This is a genomic window from Methanobrevibacter sp. UBA212, from assembly GCF_905233225.1.
GTDB lineage: Archaea > Methanobacteriota > Methanobacteria > Methanobacteriales > Methanobacteriaceae > Methanocatella.
Genome location: NZ_CAJODJ010000054.1, coordinates 1 through 16,440 on the forward strand (window position 1 = coordinate 1; position 16,440 = coordinate 16,440).

Here is a 16,440-nt window from a genome sequence, read left to right on the forward strand (position 1 = left end):
GGATACACTCCTGCTGCTCCATTCTTCCACTTAACACGTTTAGTACACATGGTTGACGCATGTACCAACTGTGGACAATGTTCCGAAGTATGTCCATGTGAAATCCCTGTAGCTAAAGTATGGAGTACTGTAAACAATAAAGTAAGAGAAACCTACGGATACATCCCAGGTATGGGCAGTGACGACCCACTTCCATTTACCGACCACGTATCCAAAGCTAAATGGTTATAGGGTTATCCCTATTACCTTTTTATTTTTTTCTCGTTGGAAATTAACTATGTTATATTGGGGATACTGTGAATAAAAAGATTTTAGTGATTTTAACTTTTTTTATATTGATTGCTGGAATGTCAACAGCATGTGCATTCAATTTCAATGATTTTTCTAATGTTTTATTTGGCGCTCCAAAGGGAGATGTAACTCTCGCAGGAGTCGATTTTGCTATTCCGAACGGATTTAGTGAACTTGAAAACGAATCTGTTTATAACGAAAAGATTGACAATCCAAATCTTGATTTAAACTTTTCTTCAAAAGTATATACTAATGCTTCAGGAGATGCAATAATACTTTCTGTCAGTGCATTAAATGGTCCTGCCGATGATAATTATACAAGGGATCTCGCTGGTGATGGAGCAAACAAAACAACAATCAACGGTGTCGAAGGATATGAATTCTCTGATCCTGCTTTCGACGGATTCAGTTATGCCAAGAATGGCAGATTGGTAGTCATATCATCAACAGACAAAGAGCTGTTTAAAGATGTTATTGTAGCTTAATTTTAAGCTGTTATTCTTTTTTTTTAAGAGTTGAATGGTTCACGGTTGTTTATTCCATTTATGAATATTTCTTCAAGCCTTTCTTCGCTTTCGCCATTTCTCACATGTGAAATCAGCTCGACCAGATTATCATTTCTTAACAGGCATGGCTTGATTTTACCGTCAGGTGTTATCCTCAATCTGGAGCATTTTGCGCAAAAGCTAGCGTTATCAACAGGCTTGACTACCTCGATTTCTCCACCGTCTATGTAATATTTTTTACGACCCTGCATAAATTTACGTTCATGCACCTCATCAGCTATATCAGCCAGTTCACTTTCAATGTCATCGAGCTTGTAGTGGTAGTCCGCACTGAACTTGTCGTCATCACAGTTTTCGCTTTCGATAAGTTCTATGAGTTGAAGCACTATGTCATGCTCCTTGCAGAACTCGAACATGTCATCGATTTCATTCTGGTTGATGTCCTTCATGATGACCATATTAATCTTAACCGGATACAGTCCGACTTCCACCGCCTTGATGATTCCCCTTTTGGCATCCTCAAGATAGTCCTTTTTGGTGATGAACTCGAATGTCTTTCTGTCAAGGGTATCGAGGCTTACGTTGACACGGTCAAGACCGGCATCCTTCAAATCCTGTGCATACTTTTCAAGAAGGATTCCGTTTGTTGTCATTGATATGTCCTTAAAATCAAGGCTTGCAATCTTTTCAACGATTTCAACGATGTCCTTTTTTAAAAGAGGCTCTCCGCCTGAAAGCCTGATTTTCTTAACTCCAAGTTTCTTGGCGATTTTGCAGATGGTATAAAGCTCGTCTGCTGTCATCTCATCTCGGGACTTTACCATTCCGTCGTGGTGGCAGTACAGACAGTTCACGTTGCATCTGTTTGTCAGTGTGATTCTTAAAGAAACTATTGGCCTTTCGTATTTGTCCAGAGTGAAATCCTCAAGCATTGTCGCTCACCCTGACTGTTATTTTGGAAATTTCCTCATCGATTCTCAATGAACTGATTGTTGCATACACTGTTTCCTTTAGAATTCCCTGTGTGAATGCGTTGAGCTCCACATCATGGCCGTTTGTCTTGAGAGTAATGCTGGCATCTTTTAAGTCATCTGCAATGCCTGATATTTCAATATCTATTGTCCTGACATTGTCTTCGGTCTTGATTGAGTTAATCATTCCCTTTATTGAATTTGAAACGATGGTTGTGGTGAATTCATTGATTTCAAGGGGCTTGTCATTGATTAGGATTGTGCATTCGGCATCAATCGGATTTTTAGAAACATTTTCAGTTGGAATGACAAGTTCGATTTTTCCGATGTCCTCAACGTCATAGTCCCTGAGGTTCAATGTGTTTATAACGCCCATAACGCTTTGCTTTAAGTAGTCGCTTACGAAATGATTCAGTCCGACAACATGTCCGTCGATTGACAGGTAGCTTAAGGTTTCATCCAAGTCAGTGACACTTAAGTTGCCTTCACGGATTTCGGCCGCAATTGCCTCGCCGTTGTTGAATCCGCAGTTGTTTGCAAACAGTGTGTCTACAATGTCATGGCCCCTCTGCTCTATGAGGTCGGCCAGTTCTTTGACGCCATTATCGTCAATCGTAAAGGAATCCACTTCCTTTATGGTGTATTCATCGCGAACATCGGGGGATGTGATGATTTTAGGGTAATTGTAGCTTTTGTATCCTTCAATTATTACAAAATCAAATTCGTCAAAGTGCTTTAATAAAAACAGTATCCTGTTCAGGTCCATTTCCTGGCGGGCATTGAAGAATGTGGTTGATCCGACACCAACTACAAGGTTTGCGCCTGCCTGCTTGTGCTTCCAGGTGTCCGTATTTTCCTTGTCCATTTCGATGGAATGGTGTGAATGCTTGACGGAAGCTACATTGTAGCCCCTTCTTGTTAGCTCTTCAATGACTTTCACTGTCAGTGAGGTCTTTCCCGTATTTTTCTTGCCGACTATAGATACTATTTTCATTTTATAATCCCCTTATAATATTATAGGTTTTTGTATTAATTATATCTTTTTGATGATGTGCATTTGTTCCACAATTTTTCTAAACATCGTATTGTTTTAACTTATATGTGTAGTTACTACACCTTAAATGGCATTTTTTTCTCGTCAGTTATCTGATGTTTTCTTGAAATAAGATGTATCGTTTCTCAATTCTCTTTTTATTGAATTTTTAATATGAATTAAATATTGATAATTATCAAACTTTTTTTGATTAATATTAAATTTTATCGATACTAATAAATTGCTTAAAGTATTCTTTAAATTTATTGATTTTTAAAATGAGTATATTTAAATTTGAATTAGGTAATCCTAAATTGGAAATATTATTATTTTTTGAAAACAGTGAAAAAATAATCGATATGTTTATATGTACAGTTCGATAAAAATTCTAATTGACATGATTATGTTAATATTTTGAGAGGTATTATTATGGCAGTAAAAATAGATCCAGAGGCTTGCGGACATATCGAAAATTGTCCTGTACAGGGATTATGTGTTAAAATTTGTGAACAAGGTGCACTTGTTGAAGAAAACGGTGATGTAGCTATTATTGCTGAAAAATGTGATGATTGTGACTTATGCATTCAGAATTGTCCTAATCAAGCAATATCAAAAGCATAAGAGGAGATTGGCATGTTTAATATAGAAAGAAAAGGTAGTGAACACAGAGTGCTATCCTACAAGGACCAAAATTGTGTGGGCTGCGGGATATGTTGTGAAGTATGTCCTACAGATTCATTGAGACTGGGACCTACAGTTCCTATTGCTCGTGGACTTATAGAGATGGACCTTGTTTCAGTGAACGGTGACTCCTGTGCATTCTGCGGATTATGCTCTTCTGCATGTCCATTCGGAGCTTTAGATTTAACTATTGATAATGTCAGCATCAGTGAATTGGATGTCTATCCTAAATGGGACGTTGAGTGCAGCGTCAATGACGATGACTGCATATACTGCGGCAGATGCAATGATGTATGTCCTCAGGATTCTATCATCTTCAAAAGGGTGCTTCCTGACCGTTCCGCACTGGTAAGGGGAGAAATCGACATAGATGATGAAAAATGTATCTTCTGTTCATTCTGTGCTGATCTGTGTCCTGCTGAAGCGATAACAGTCAAAAATGTTCCTACAGCAACCAATGATGTTGTGGGCAATTCAATTGAAGTGGACGTGTCAAAATGTATTTTCTGTGGAGTCTGCAAAAGGATATGTCCTGAAAATGCAATCATGGAAGTCTGTTCAACATGCATGTACTCTGATGAGATCGATGTTCCTGAAGTCACCGGTGAAACATTCATTGCTGAGAGCAGTTGTGTGAGCTGTTCATGGTGCAGTGAGATATGCCCTAAGGATGCCATTACAATCACAAAACCATTTGAAGGCAAGCTTGAGCTAATTGAAGATGAAGAAAAAATCTGTAAGGGAGAATCCTGCCATGCATGTCAGGATGTATGTCCATGCAATGCAGTTGAAATCGTTGACGGCAAATCCTTTACAAATCTGGATTTCTGTAACTTGTGCGGGGCCTGTGTAACAGCATGTCCACAGGATATCAGAATCCTTTCAAGAACAGCAATGAAGCTGGAAAACATCAACTCTAAGTCATGGAGCGAAATTCTGGACACATTGCTTGTTGGCAAATAAAGTTCATGGATATCTATACGCCCAAAACCATCACCTATCTAACCCTTTTTTTTGAGCTGATTTTTTCACAACATTATGTGTAGTTACTACACATTTTTGTCCGATGACTTGTTTTCTTTACATTTTGTGCATGGCTTTCGGATGTGAAATTCAATGAATTTTTGATGAAATCATGGAAAAAATATCACTTTTCATCATCCGGTAAAAAACCGAAATACTCGCTCTTATGTCTCTAATTTCAATGATTTCAATGATTTGAGATTTTGATGTGTAGTTACTACACATTTTAGGTTAACCTAAACTTTTTTTTCAGATTTTCATGATTTTGTAATACTTTTTGCCTAAATTGTTATTACAAATCTCAGGTAATTTTTTAGTTTTTTACATAAAAATATGATGCATATCATTTTGTTTTACATTATATTTATTGATATTGTCTTTCAATAATAAAAAAATTAGGATATTTTGATACATTCTATTTTAAGTCTTCTAAACCAATATCCTAAACTTGAAATGTGTAGTATTCACACAGTAATATATAAGGATTTCCATTTAATTCTAGTAGGCAACTATATTTATATAGGTAAATATATTTTATATCATTACACATTGGTGGTTCAAAATGCCGAAACATATTGCATCTGGTTTAAAATATTTGGCTGCGGTCAAGTTGAAAGATGCTGGTAAAAGTCATCAAGCAATTGCTGATGAGTTGGGCGTTGACCGGTCTACCATTTCACATTACCTGAATGGCAGAAACCTTTCTTGGAACTCCATTGACGTTGCAAGAACAATCATCGACCTGACTCCCAGGGATTTTTTGAGAATGACCGAGGCAATATTTGACGAGCCGGAACAGAGTCGTAAAATTGTGAATATTTGCCGAGAAAGAAATTTCGAAGTAATTATAGAAGATTCTTGTATTGGTTGCGGCTTATGTGTAAATGCATGCACTATGCAGGCTATTAGCTTAGAATCATTGCAGGCGCATGCAGACTCCATACAATGTTGTGGTTGTGAACTTTGTAGTGAAGACTGCCCAACTAATTCAATAAAAATTTTGGAGATTGAATATGATTAGAAATTTAAAAGAGGTTAAAGACAACAACTTTGACATCACAAGAGATGCTGAAGAAGTTAGAAACTTGTCTTTCAATGACTCTACCTGTTTAGGTTGTGGGATTTGTGAATCAACCTGTCCTGTAGAAGCAATTACCTTAAACGCAATTGCTGTGGACGCACGTCACAGAATCTCAAACGACGTATACTTCAGTGGTCATGAAAAGATTGCTCAAAACTTCAAAGATGAATTTGATGTTCAAAGAATAAGCATTGACGAAAGTAAATGTGTATTATGTGGTATGTGCACTATTGACGGCACTCCAATCAAAGAAATTGAAGCATATCCTCATTATAACGCTTTCTCAGAAATTGATGATGATGAATGTATTTACTGTAAAAGATGTGAAATCGCATGTCCTCGTGATGCAATCGTTATCGAAAGGATTTTACCAAACCGTGCTGACTTAGTGACTGGTGAAATCGAAGTGGATGATGATGAATGTATTTACTGTGGCGTATGTGAAGAATTATGTCCTGCAGAAGCAATCGTCGTTGATAAAGAAACTGGAAAAGAATCCATTGTCATTGACAAAGACAAATGTGTCTACTGTTTAGTATGTAAAAAAGCTTGTCCTACTACCGCTATCAAAGCAGTATGTAGATCTTGCAGCTACGGAGAATACGACTTAGATCCTGCTAACGCTGTAGTTAAAGGAAACTCCGTCATCGACTCAGAACTCTGTGTATTCTGTGGATGGTGTGAAGGCGTATGTCCAACTGACGCTGCTAAACACAAAAAACCATTTGAAGGTTCTATTGAAATCGACGATGAAAAATGTCAAGCTTGTGGAGCTTGTGTAGATATTTGTGGATGTAACGCTTTAGCATTCCCTGTATCCTCCGGTCCTGGTTCAAGAATGGAACATGTCATTGCTAACGGTGACTACTGTGTAAAATGTAAAGCATGTGCAAAAGCATGTCCTAACGGTGCAATCACTGTAAAGAGAACCGAAATTGACCACACACCTATTAGCTCAACTACTTGGAAAGAAGCTTTAGATGCAATTAAAGACTAGGTGATTATATGGAACTTAAAGTAGAACAAGATAATTGTTTAGGATGCGGGATTTGTGTAATCGCTTGTCCTGTAAATGCTGCTATCAGTCCAGAAAACGCTGGTGGTAATGGTGCTAAGACTGAAGAAGTTGTTATGATGGTAGAAAACGGTTTTATCAAACTTTTCAGTCCTGAAAAATGTGAAGAATGTGGAACATGCCAAATGTTCTGCCCAGTAAATGCTATATGGTTAGAATAGGGGGAGAATCTTATGCATTATGCTAATACTTATTTAGAAAAACCTGTAGTACCTGATGTAAAAATTACTGGTGAAGGAACTACCGATGTTTTAAAATGTATGTTAAACACCGGTTCTGATATCTACCAAGGTGCTTGTAAAAAAAGAGGATCCACATTAAAAGAAGAATACAAAAACGCTTCCGGTACTTGCTACATGGATCCTAGAGATATGGCAAAATTAGGTGTAAACAACTGGGATACTGTACTTGTAAAAACCGATTTCGGTGAAGTAGTAGATGCACCTCACGAAGGAACTGTATTCGTTTGTAAAGGACCATGGGCTAACACCATTGTAAGTCACGACACTTACTGCTGTTCTGACCCTACCTACAAAGGAATTAGATGCACTGTCGAAAAAACCGACAGAAAAGTATTACTCATGGCTGACTTAATGAGATGGGTATACAAAAAATACGTTGATGAAGAAGATGACGATGTTGTTGAAAACATGGATTCTTTAGGTGAATTGCCTGTTTATCACGGACGTAAATGGGAGGAGTTGATTGACCATGACTTATGAACCACCTGTAACTGATTATGATCACATTGTTGAAAACTGTACCTGTGCATTCTGTGGTTGTAACTGTGACGATTTAGACTACTTAGTAAAAGACGGTCATGTTGTTGCTGTAAGACACGCATGCAGATTAGGTGCAAGTAAAATTATGGAAGATATGGACCAAAGATTACTTGTTCCAATGATTAGGGATGAAAACGGAGAACTCAAAGAAGTAGACTGGGATACCGCTTTAGACAAAGCTGCAGAATACATTGCTAATTCCGTCAGACCAGTATTCTACGGATGGTCTGAAACATCTACCGAAACCATGAAAGAAGGTGTAGCATTAGGTGAATACATCGGTGCTGTATTGGACAACCAAGCTACCATCTGTCACGGACCTTCTCTCCAAGCTGTGCAAAACGCAGGTTACCCTATTCAAACCTTAGGAGAAGTTCAAAACAGAGCAGACATGATTGCCTACTCTGGAAGTAACGCTATGAACTCTCACCCAAGACACATGGCAAGATACGCTGTGTTCTGTAGAGGATACTTCAGACAAAGAGGAAGATTCGACAGAACCGTTGTTACCATGGACCCAAAATTCTCCGATACTGCTAAATGTTCAGACAAATGGATTGGATTTGAACAAAACGGAGACTACGGTTTCTACAACGCTATCAGAGCTGTTCTCAGAGGAAAAGAATTATACCAAGACGTAATTTCCGGTATTCCTAAAGAAGACATTTACGAATTAGCAGAAGAAATGAAAAACGCTGAATTTGGTGTTCTCTTCTTCGGTTTAGGTTTAACCCACACATTATCAAAACAAAGAAACATTGATATTGCAATTAAGATGGTACAGGACCTGAACAAATACAGTAAATGGGGTCTTACTCCAATGAGAGGTCACTTTAATGTAAACGGATTCAACATTTTCATGGCATTCGAATGTGGTTTCGCTTTCGGTGTTGACTACTGTAGAGGTTACCCAAGATATATGATGGGTGAAACCAACACAATCGACTTGCTCGTAAGAAAAGAACCAGACTGTTTCATGGTTATTGCAGCTGACCCAGGTGCTCACTTCCCTAACGGAGCTAACCAACACTTAGCTGACATTCCTGTTATCCAAATCGATATCCACTGGGGTCCATCAACCGAATTGGCTGATGTAGTATTACCAGGTTCATTCATCGGTGTAGAATGTGCCGGTACCAGTTATCGTATGGATGGAGTGCCTATTTTCATGAAGAAAGCTATCGACAAACCAGAAACCTGTCGTGATGATGAATGGATTGTCCGTGAATTGAAAGAAAGAGTAATGAAACTCAGAGAAGAGACAAACGCACTTCCAAAATATGTGCCAAATCCAAATGCATTATAAAGGTGATATAATGGAATATATTCTTAAAAATGGTATTGTCTACGACCCAGCTAATGAAATTAATGGGGAAAAGATGGACGTCATGTTCAAAGACGGAATTATTGTAGATAATGTTTCTGCAGATGCTGAAGTTTTAGACGTTACCGATAAAATAGTCATGCCAGCAGGTGTTGACCCTCACGCACACATTGCAGGTCCTAAATTAGTTGTAGGAAGATTATACAGGCCTGAAGATTCCAGAAGAGGTGTTACTCAAAAAACCAAAGTATTAAGATCAGAATCTGGATTCTCCATTCCAAGTTGTCCTGCAACTGGTTACAGATACTCAAGATTAGGTTACGGTACTGTTGTAGAAGCAGCTATGCCTCCTCTTGAAGCAAAACACACTCACGAAGAAATTGCAACCATTCCACAAATCGATATTCCAGCTATGCCGTTATTCGGTAACAACTGGTTCGTAATGGAATACGCAAAAGATAACAATATTGAAGACATCGCAGCATTTGTAGCTGCATGGTTAAAACTTACCAAAGGTTACGGAATCAAAATCGTAAACCCATGTGGAAGTGAAGCATGGGGATGGGGTATGAACGTACACGGTGTAAACGACAAAGCACCTTACTTTGACGTAACTTCCAAAGAAGTTGTTGTTGCACTCGCAAAAGCTAACGAAATGTTAAACTTACCTCACTCCATTCACATTCACCCTAACGACTTAGGACACCCTGGTAACGTGCCAACCACTATTGAAACCATGGACGCTGTTAAAGACGTTAAAAAAGGTTCCAAAGCAGCTGAAATCAGAGACCAAATTATGCACGTCTGCCACTTGCAATTCCACTCCTACACAGGAAACAGCTGGAAAGATGCAGCATCCGGTGCTGAAGAAGTTGCTAAATACATCAACAAACACGATCACATTACCTGTGACGTAGGTCAAGTAACTTTAGATGAAACCACAACCATGACAGCAGACGCTCCTATGGAATACGATTTATTCAAATTATCTGGTTTAAAATGGGCTAACAAAGATATTGAATGTGAAACTGCAGCAGGTATTATCCCATGTATTTACTCAGGAAGAACTCCTGTAAGTTCCTTACAATGGGCTATCGGTCTTGAATTGTTCTTACACATTGACGACCCATGGAAAGTATGTTTAACTACTGACCACCCTAACGCAGGACCTTTCATCAGATATCCTAGAATCATCTCCTGGTTGATGAGTAACACCAGAAGAATGGAAATGATTGAAACTGGTGAAGTTCACAAATGGGCAGAAAAAAGAACTACTCTTGCAACTCTCGACAGAGAATACGATTTCTACGATATTGCAACTATTTCAAGAGCTGCTCCAGCTAAAATCTACGGATTCACCGATAGAGGTGCACTTACTCCTGGATACAGAGCAGATATTGCAGTATATGACATAAACCCTAATGATATTGACCCATCCAGACAATATGCTGAAATCGAAAAAGGTTTCAATGTAGCTGACTACACAATCAAAGATGGTCAAATCTTAGTAAAAGACAAAGAAATTGTAAAAGTTAAAGAAAGTCAAAACGTTTGGGTTAACGTACAAGGATGGGAGAAAAACGAAGAAAAAGTTATCAACAACATTATGCCATTCTTTACTCAATACTACTCAGTCAAATGGGAAAACTACCCAGTACACGACCACTACGTATCCAACCCAATTAGAATAGACGTTGACGGTAAATAGGGGTGTTTAATTTGAAAACAATAACATTTGATCAAATCAAAACTTCTTCAATCGCTTTAGAATTCGATGAATTAATTCCTGATGAAATTTATTCATGGACCGAAGCAGATTTCGCAAAATATCAAGTTCCTATCGGAAACTCCAGATTCCCATTAACAGACTTCTTTGAAGTAACTGTTGAAGGTGAAGCTAACGGACCTGATGAAGTTGAAATGATTATAAACGGTGATTTAAACAGAGTAAAATACATCGGTTGTAAAATGAGCGGCGGAAACATCGTATGTAACAGCAGTGTAGATTTACACGTTGGTGCAGAAATGTCCGGTGGTTCTATTCTCGTTAAAGGTAACGCAGCAGCTCACGCAGGAAGAGAAATGTCTGGAGGATACCTTGAAATTGAAGGAAATACCAAAGAGTTCACTGGTGCTTCTTACATCGGTGAATGGAGAGGTATGACCGGAGGACAAATTGTTGTCGGCGGTAACGCTGGTAAACAATGTGGTGAATGTTTAACCGGTGGTAAAATCCACGTTAAAGGTAACTGTGATATCTTAGCAGGTATTCACATGACCAAAGGTGTCATTGAAATTGACGGTGACGTAAACCGTTGGCCTGGAGGTCAGATGAAAAACGGTAACATCATCATTCACGGATTCCTCGGAAGATTACTTGAAGGATTCGTCCTCAACGGTATCGTTGTAGATCCTGAAGTTGAAGGAGTTACCTACGAAGGTAAATATATTCAATACACTGGAGATATTGGTCTCAACGGTAAAGGTAACCTTTACTTAGACGCTGAAGCTAACAAAGAAAAATTAGCTACTTACGGCGAATTAGACGACGAATATACTTCAATCAGAGAATACAGGAATTTATAATTCCTTTCTCTTTTTTCTTTTTTTAAGGCGATATTATGGTAGAAGAAGTACAGATGACTGTCGAGGATGCAATTGAATACGTAAGAAACGAAGTTGAAGTTGGAGATGTTTTGGAAATTTCCTACAATCGTATATATGCTCCTGGTGATGTTTTAGGATTCACTGAAGAAGATGAAGAAACCGGTGAAGGTTTCAGAGTCAGTTTGCAATTAAATGGTGAGATTTTAAATCAGGCTGTTGAAATCGATTTCAAAGAGATTGCCGATGATTTAATCGAAATGCGCCATATCAATGACGAAAAAGAACTGGTCATTGAAATACTTTAGATTCTCTTTTTTTTCTATTACTTTTTTCTTTTTGTTTTCCCACGGATGAATAATTTTGTTCGTAAACATACAAACATTTATAGCCTTTCCATCTTTTCAAATGGCATCATCTTTTCAAGGGCCTTTACCTGTATAGGCACTCCGCTTTCCTTCACGGCGCCGATTGAATTGAGCCCTCCTCCTGTGATGACTCCGAAATTGTAGTTTTCAACCTTTGAATTGTAGACAAATTCCCTTGGCTTTCCGATTTTATATATTGAAAATCCGATGTTGTTCAGGATTTCCAGAAGCTCAACTGCATGGTCCCTTGCAACATATGGAATCTCCTTGACGCTTGCCAATATTTTATTTGGGCCGTCACCTCCTGTTATTGAGGTCATGTTTTTTGACAAGAAGATCTTGTGGGGATCAAGTGTTGTTCCGTTGTATGAAATCAGGTCTATAAAGAGCGGAGGTTCGGTCAGCTCAAGCAGTCCGCTGTATGTGGGATTGCTCATTATTCCATTGTTTATCAAAATTCCATCAATGCTCAGACTGCAGATTGTGGCTATTCCAATCCTATCATCCTTTTCGGGATGCTCAACCAGCTTGTAGTACGGATTGATGAATTTCGGATTGCTGTTGTATGTATCCTCCATGATGGACAATGCACGGTCAATGTCGTCCCTATTTACATATGAAATGTTGGCAATGATGTCTCCCTTTTGCTTTTCGACGTCAAAATTGACCTGTTGAATTAGATTCAATGATTTTGACAGGACAAGTGATATCTTCTCCGGATTTTGGTTTGCCGGAGGCTTAAGCGGCGGAAACATTCTTGATGTTATGGGTTTCAGGGAGTTGAAATCCTGCAGCTTTTCAGCTATTTTCAAATCGATGTCGCCTCCCATTTCCTTGACTGCACAGAATGGTGTTATTCCTCCTATTATTGCCATTCCAACCATGCCGTCAGGCACAGGCAATCCCAACAGGTCTTCTCCCTCTTTGGATATTCCTATCACTCCGCCAATTCCTATCTGTATCAATTCCTTGACGATTTCAATTGTTTTTTCCCGTGCAACTCCCGGTATCAGTCTGAAGTTTGCGGGAATCAGTCCGTTTCCCTTGGTTATCACATCCAGAACGGATGTCAGGCTGGAGTTCGCAAATGCGTCAAGAGGTGTTACTGAAGTCTTTTTATATGATATTATTTCAGTGAACTTCACCGGCTGGTTATTTTCTATTTTCAGAAGCCCTCCGTATTGCGGCTGTGTCGGAATTCCCTCCTTGAGAAGCACTCCGTCGATTGTTGTTCCGCATATTGTGGTGACTTCGATTTCACCAGTGGTTTTATCTTCATTTATATTAACGTAAGGACTAACAGAAAGACCACTTTTATAAATTTCTTTCATTATTTCAATCGATTCTTCATTATAAATGGTTGATGTGTTGACAACAACATTTCCCTGTTGTGTCATATAGTTGAAGTCAGTCAAGTAAATCATTTCTTCAAATTTTGAATAGATGAAATCGACCTGGTCATAGATCAGTCCCTTTTCAAGCTTTTCACGGCCCAAATCCGTAATGACCCTTCCGGAATAGCCTTTCTTCTCGGTATATCCCTTCTCATCCAGGATCTGCATATGATATCTTACGGCACGCTCTCCCAGGTTAAAGCCTTTCTCCTTCAGCTCGTCAGCTATCACCTTTGAGCCGGTAGGCTTATCCTGATTTACAAGCACCCTTAGAATTTCAATCATTCTATACTCTGATTCGGACATAAAAAGCACCTGAAAATAAAAAAATAGATATTTGGATTAGATATCCAAATATTTTCTCTGTTCGTATCCGAATACCTGGACACGGTATTCGTCCCATTCCTGATATTTGAGCTCAAGGAACTTTTCGCTGACATGAGGTCCGAGGGCATTCAGTATGAGAGGGTCCTCTTCAAGGGAGTGGTAAGCTTCCCACAGGCTGGTAGGCAATACTTGGATTCCTCTTGATTCCCTTTCCTCTTCGCTCATTCTGTAGATGTCGTCTTCAACAGGTTCTCCAGGGTCAATCTTGTTGATGATACCGTCAATACCCGCTTCAAGCATCACTGTAAATGCAAGGTATGGGTTACATGCAGGGTCAGGTGACCTGTATTCGATACGGGTTGCCTTTCCACGGGCTGCAGGAACTCTTATTAATGCGGATCTGTTTCTGAAACCGTATGCCATGTATACTGGAGCTTCGTAACCTGGAACAAGACGTTTGTATGAGTTTACGATTGGATTTGTGATTGCTGTGATTGCAGGAGCGTGCTTGAGAAGTCCTCCCATAAAGTGAATTGCGTCTTTTGAAAGTCCTGTTTCTGAATCAGGGTCTGAGAAAAGGTTCTTGTCTCCTTTGAACACTGACTGGTGACAGTGCATTCCACTTCCGCTCACTCCGAAGAACGGTTTAGGCATGAATGTAACCCTGTAGTCCATCTGGTCAAAGGTAGCCATATTATCTACGATTGCCTTTATCGCCTGTTTGAATGTGATTACTGCATCTGCAGTTTTTAGAGCGTCCTTGAACTTGAATGCGATTTCGTTCTGACCGGGTGCCACTTCGTGGTGTGATGCCTCGACTTCAAAGTCAAGGTCTTCAAGGTTAAGGGTCAGTTCGCGTCTGAAATCAGGGCCCTTGTCCAGCGGTTCCACATCGAAGTATCCTGCCTCATCGTATGGCATAGGATATCCGTTTTCATCGATGTCCACAATGAAAAATTCAGGTTCAGGACCTATGTTGTACTGGAGTCCCCTGTCTGCAAGGTGTGCCAGGGACTTTTTGAGCACTCCTCTTGGGTCTCCTATAAACGGTTCCCTGTCGGCTGTCCATACGTCACAGATGAATCTGCATGTTGCGGATTCTTCAGGTCTCCATGAAAGCCTTGAATAGGTGTTGATGTCAGGCTTCAGGACCAGATCACTTTCATTGATTCCAACAAATCCTGCGATTGATGAACCGTCAAACAGCATTCCTTCATTGAACAGTTCGCTCATGTCATCCTTTCCGTTGAATGGAATGACGATGTTTTTTACAGTACCGTTAATGTCAACAAACTGCAGACGGATAAACTTAATGTTGTCCTCTCTCATCTTCTCTGATATTCTTTCAATTTTTTCTTCTGGGATATCGCTCATTAAAATCAAGCTCCAATAATATTGAATAATCGGAAATCATCTTCCTATCAAAAATATATTTCCATTTCGTCGTATATAAACTTTTAGATATTTTGCATTCTTTATTTTTTATTAGGGAAATGTTTATATTTTATTTTATTTAATAAACAGATTTTAGTTACTTTGATGGTTTATATATGCCTGTTCAATTTCATTTAAAAAAGAGAAAAATATTTGATTTCATTTTTCATGAAATCAGAAATGGTCAAACTCGTCCCCGAAGTATTCATAAACCTTTTCAAGCTCTTCAGGAATGTTAATCATCTGTGTGCAGAATGGTATGCACTCTCCGCAGTCAACGCAGCAGTCCGCCCTTGCATCATCATCGATAAGCGAGAAATACTGCATCGCACTTGCCTTGGGATTGTCCATCATGTGGGCGATGTTGTACTCGGTAAAGCAGTTTATTATGTCCACTCCGTGAGGGCACGGCATGCAGTAGCCGCAGCGTGTGCACATGTTTCCGAGACGTGTCCTGTATGTTCTTGCAACTTCCCTTATGAGCTCCTGGTCGTTTTCAGAGATTTCATCTATTCTTGAAGCTATCTCAATGTTCTGCCTGACCTGGTCGAGACTTGTCATTCCGCTGAAGACACAGTCCACATCATCCCTGTTCCACAGGTACTGAAGGGCCCACTCGACAGGTGTCCTTCTGGTTTCGGCCTGATTCCAAAGGTTTTTGATGTCCTCAGGTATGTTTTGAACAAGCCTTCCGCCTCTTAACGGCTCCATGATCATGCTTCCCACACCGATGTCTTTGAGATAGTCCAGCCCCATGATTCCTGACTGGTAATATTCGTCCAGATAGTTCATCTGGGTCATGGCAACCTCCCATTTCGGATACTCGTCAAGGATTTCTATGAAGTAGTCGACCTCGATGTGTGATGAAAAGCCAACATGCTTCACCCTTCCGTCAGCGAGAACGTCATCGAGAAAGTCCAGCACGTCCAGATTCTTGACCTTCTCCCAGTCAGGCACGGTCAGGGAATGGAGCAGGTAGATGTCAATATGGTCGGTTTGAAGCTTTTCGAGCTGTTCTGTAAGGTAGCGTTCAAAGTCTCCCCTTTCCTCTATCGCCCATGAGGGTGATTTTGTCTGTAAAATAATTTCGTCCCTCAATGTGTTTTCTGTGAGAAACTCGCCCAGGAACCTTTCGCTCTCTCCGCTTCCTCCAAGGCCTTCTGCGTGGTAGGGGTATGCGGTATCGATAATGTTGACTCCGTTTTCAATTGCATATTTCAACATTTTTGACGCTTCGATCTTGTCTATGTCGGCATTGTTCGCTTTGGTCGGAAGCCTCATGGTTCCAAACCCAAGCCTTGAAACCTCAAGATTAGTCTTTCCAAGTCTGTTATATATCATTTCAAATCCTCTAATTCTAATTTGTAAAATAAGCTATAAAATTGTTATGATTTGAGAAATTGACTTTAAAAAATAGTATTTAGATGGATATATTCCTGGGATTTAGGATGCCGGGGGCGGGATTCGAACCCGCGATCTCACGGTATCCCAGGAATAAGCTAGAGCACTGCTTTATTACCCTATGAGCCGTGCGCTCTAACCAGCT

16 protein-coding genes and 1 pseudogene are annotated in these 16,440 nt (G+C 39.6%); 12 read left to right on the top strand and 5 right to left on the bottom strand.

Features of this window, described 5'->3' with window-relative positions:
- Window positions 1-231, top strand: a pseudogene (locus QZ138_RS10460) (formate dehydrogenase); the annotation flags it as partial.
- Window positions 232-347: 116 nt separating this feature from the next.
- Window positions 348-776: a hypothetical protein gene (locus QZ138_RS10465; RefSeq protein WP_292888976.1), complete on the top strand. Its 429-nt coding sequence runs from the start codon at window positions 348-350 to the stop codon at window positions 774-776.
- A 23-nt stretch (window positions 777-799) separates the two neighbouring features.
- Here the strand turns inward: QZ138_RS10465 and moaA are convergent, their stop codons facing one another.
- Together moaA and mobB are read right to left on the bottom strand one after the other, a co-directional pair.
- Window positions 800-1,729, bottom strand: a complete 930-nt coding sequence (gene moaA, locus QZ138_RS10470) for a GTP 3',8-cyclase MoaA (RefSeq protein ID WP_292888977.1) — start codon at window positions 1,727-1,729, stop codon at window positions 800-802.
- Window positions 1,722-2,762 (bottom strand): molybdopterin-guanine dinucleotide biosynthesis protein B, encoded by a 1,041-nt coding sequence (mobB, locus tag QZ138_RS10475; RefSeq protein WP_292888978.1) that lies wholly within the window; start codon window positions 2,760-2,762, stop codon window positions 1,722-1,724. Before mobB ends, moaA begins: the two co-directional genes overlap by 8 nt.
- A gap of 468 nt (window positions 2,763-3,230) precedes the next feature.
- Here mobB and QZ138_RS10480 point away from each other — a divergent pair, with 468 nt between their 5' ends.
- The 10 genes from QZ138_RS10480 (at window position 3,231) to QZ138_RS10525 (ending at window position 11,679) form a co-directional block, all read left to right on the top strand.
- Window positions 3,231-3,422: a 4Fe-4S binding protein gene (locus QZ138_RS10480; RefSeq protein WP_292604289.1), complete on the top strand. Its 192-nt coding sequence runs from the start codon at window positions 3,231-3,233 to the stop codon at window positions 3,420-3,422.
- A gap of 12 nt (window positions 3,423-3,434) precedes the next feature.
- Window positions 3,435-4,445, top strand: a complete 1,011-nt coding sequence (gene fwdF, locus QZ138_RS10485) for a tungsten-dependent formylmethanofuran dehydrogenase subunit FwdF (protein ID WP_292888979.1) — start codon at window positions 3,435-3,437, stop codon at window positions 4,443-4,445.
- A 622-nt stretch (window positions 4,446-5,067) separates the two neighbouring features.
- Window positions 5,068-5,526 carry a 4Fe-4S binding protein gene (locus QZ138_RS10490; RefSeq protein ID WP_292888980.1) on the top strand — a complete coding sequence of 153 codons (459 nt, stop codon included), beginning with the start codon at window positions 5,068-5,070 and terminating at the stop codon, window positions 5,524-5,526.
- Entirely contained in the window at window positions 5,519-6,583 is a 1,065-nt protein-coding gene (gene fwdF / locus QZ138_RS10495; RefSeq protein ID WP_292888981.1) for a tungsten-dependent formylmethanofuran dehydrogenase subunit FwdF, read from the top strand. Before QZ138_RS10490 ends, fwdF (QZ138_RS10495) begins: the two co-directional genes overlap by 8 nt.
- Before the next feature lie 8 nt (window positions 6,584-6,591).
- A complete protein-coding gene (locus QZ138_RS10500) occupies window positions 6,592-6,822 on the top strand; it encodes an ATP-binding protein (protein ID WP_292888982.1) in 231 nt (76 codons plus the stop codon).
- Between the two features lie 12 nt (window positions 6,823-6,834).
- Complete coding sequence (locus QZ138_RS10505) at window positions 6,835-7,383, top strand: molybdopterin dinucleotide binding domain-containing protein (protein ID WP_292888983.1); 549 nt, start codon at window positions 6,835-6,837, stop codon at window positions 7,381-7,383.
- Complete coding sequence (locus tag QZ138_RS10510) at window positions 7,373-8,749, top strand: formylmethanofuran dehydrogenase subunit B (protein WP_292888984.1); 1,377 nt, start codon at window positions 7,373-7,375, stop codon at window positions 8,747-8,749. The genes QZ138_RS10505 and QZ138_RS10510 overlap by 11 nt, the downstream gene beginning before the upstream one ends.
- Window positions 8,750-8,756: 7 nt before the next feature.
- Window positions 8,757-10,475, top strand: a complete 1,719-nt coding sequence (locus QZ138_RS10515) for a formylmethanofuran dehydrogenase subunit A (protein ID WP_292888989.1) — start codon at window positions 8,757-8,759, stop codon at window positions 10,473-10,475.
- Between the two features lie 2 nt (window positions 10,476-10,477).
- On the top strand, window positions 10,478-11,353 hold the full coding sequence (locus tag QZ138_RS10520; protein WP_292601478.1) for a formylmethanofuran dehydrogenase subunit C: 876 nt from the start codon (window positions 10,478-10,480) through the stop codon (window positions 11,351-11,353).
- A gap of 35 nt (window positions 11,354-11,388) precedes the next feature.
- Window positions 11,389-11,679, top strand: a complete 291-nt coding sequence (locus tag QZ138_RS10525; RefSeq protein ID WP_292888985.1) for a DUF2097 domain-containing protein — start codon at window positions 11,389-11,391, stop codon at window positions 11,677-11,679.
- 77 nt (window positions 11,680-11,756) lie between these two features.
- Here QZ138_RS10525 and QZ138_RS10530 read toward each other — a convergent pair whose 3' ends face one another.
- The 3 genes from QZ138_RS10530 to QZ138_RS10540 form a co-directional block, all read right to left on the bottom strand.
- Window positions 11,757-13,439, bottom strand: a complete 1,683-nt coding sequence (locus QZ138_RS10530) for a DUF128 domain-containing protein (RefSeq protein WP_292888986.1) — start codon at window positions 13,437-13,439, stop codon at window positions 11,757-11,759.
- A gap of 36 nt (window positions 13,440-13,475) precedes the next feature.
- Entirely contained in the window at window positions 13,476-14,834 is a 1,359-nt protein-coding gene (gene glnA / locus QZ138_RS10535) for a type I glutamate--ammonia ligase (protein WP_292888987.1), read from the bottom strand.
- Window positions 14,835-15,068: 234 nt separating this feature from the next.
- Window positions 15,069-16,235: an aldo/keto reductase gene (locus QZ138_RS10540; RefSeq protein ID WP_292888988.1), complete on the bottom strand. Its 1,167-nt coding sequence runs from the start codon at window positions 16,233-16,235 to the stop codon at window positions 15,069-15,071.
- Window positions 16,236-16,440 lie beyond the last annotated feature (205 nt).

Coding starts and splice junctions, on each gene's coding strand:
- QZ138_RS10465 (WP_292888976.1), top strand. CDS start 348: ATGTCAACAGCATGTGCATTCAATTTCAATGATTTTTCTAATGTTTTA.
- moaA (WP_292888977.1), bottom strand. CDS start 1,729: ATGCTTGAGGATTTCACTCTGGACAAATACGAAAGGCCAATAGTTTCT.
- mobB (WP_292888978.1), bottom strand. CDS start 2,762: ATGAAAATAGTATCTATAGTCGGCAAGAAAAATACGGGAAAGACCTCA.
- QZ138_RS10480 (WP_292604289.1), top strand. CDS start 3,231: ATGGCAGTAAAAATAGATCCAGAGGCTTGCGGACATATCGAAAATTGT.
- fwdF (WP_292888979.1), top strand. CDS start 3,435: ATGTTTAATATAGAAAGAAAAGGTAGTGAACACAGAGTGCTATCCTAC.
- QZ138_RS10490 (WP_292888980.1), top strand. CDS start 5,068: ATGCCGAAACATATTGCATCTGGTTTAAAATATTTGGCTGCGGTCAAG.
- fwdF (WP_292888981.1), top strand. CDS start 5,519: ATGATTAGAAATTTAAAAGAGGTTAAAGACAACAACTTTGACATCACA.
- QZ138_RS10500 (WP_292888982.1), top strand. CDS start 6,592: ATGGAACTTAAAGTAGAACAAGATAATTGTTTAGGATGCGGGATTTGT.
- QZ138_RS10505 (WP_292888983.1), top strand. CDS start 6,835: ATGCATTATGCTAATACTTATTTAGAAAAACCTGTAGTACCTGATGTA.
- QZ138_RS10510 (WP_292888984.1), top strand. CDS start 7,373: ATGACTTATGAACCACCTGTAACTGATTATGATCACATTGTTGAAAAC.
- QZ138_RS10525 (WP_292888985.1), top strand. CDS start 11,389: ATGGTAGAAGAAGTACAGATGACTGTCGAGGATGCAATTGAATACGTA.
- QZ138_RS10530 (WP_292888986.1), bottom strand. CDS start 13,439: ATGTCCGAATCAGAGTATAGAATGATTGAAATTCTAAGGGTGCTTGTA.
- glnA (WP_292888987.1), bottom strand. CDS start 14,834: ATGAGCGATATCCCAGAAGAAAAAATTGAAAGAATATCAGAGAAGATG.
- QZ138_RS10540 (WP_292888988.1), bottom strand. CDS start 16,235: ATGATATATAACAGACTTGGAAAGACTAATCTTGAGGTTTCAAGGCTT.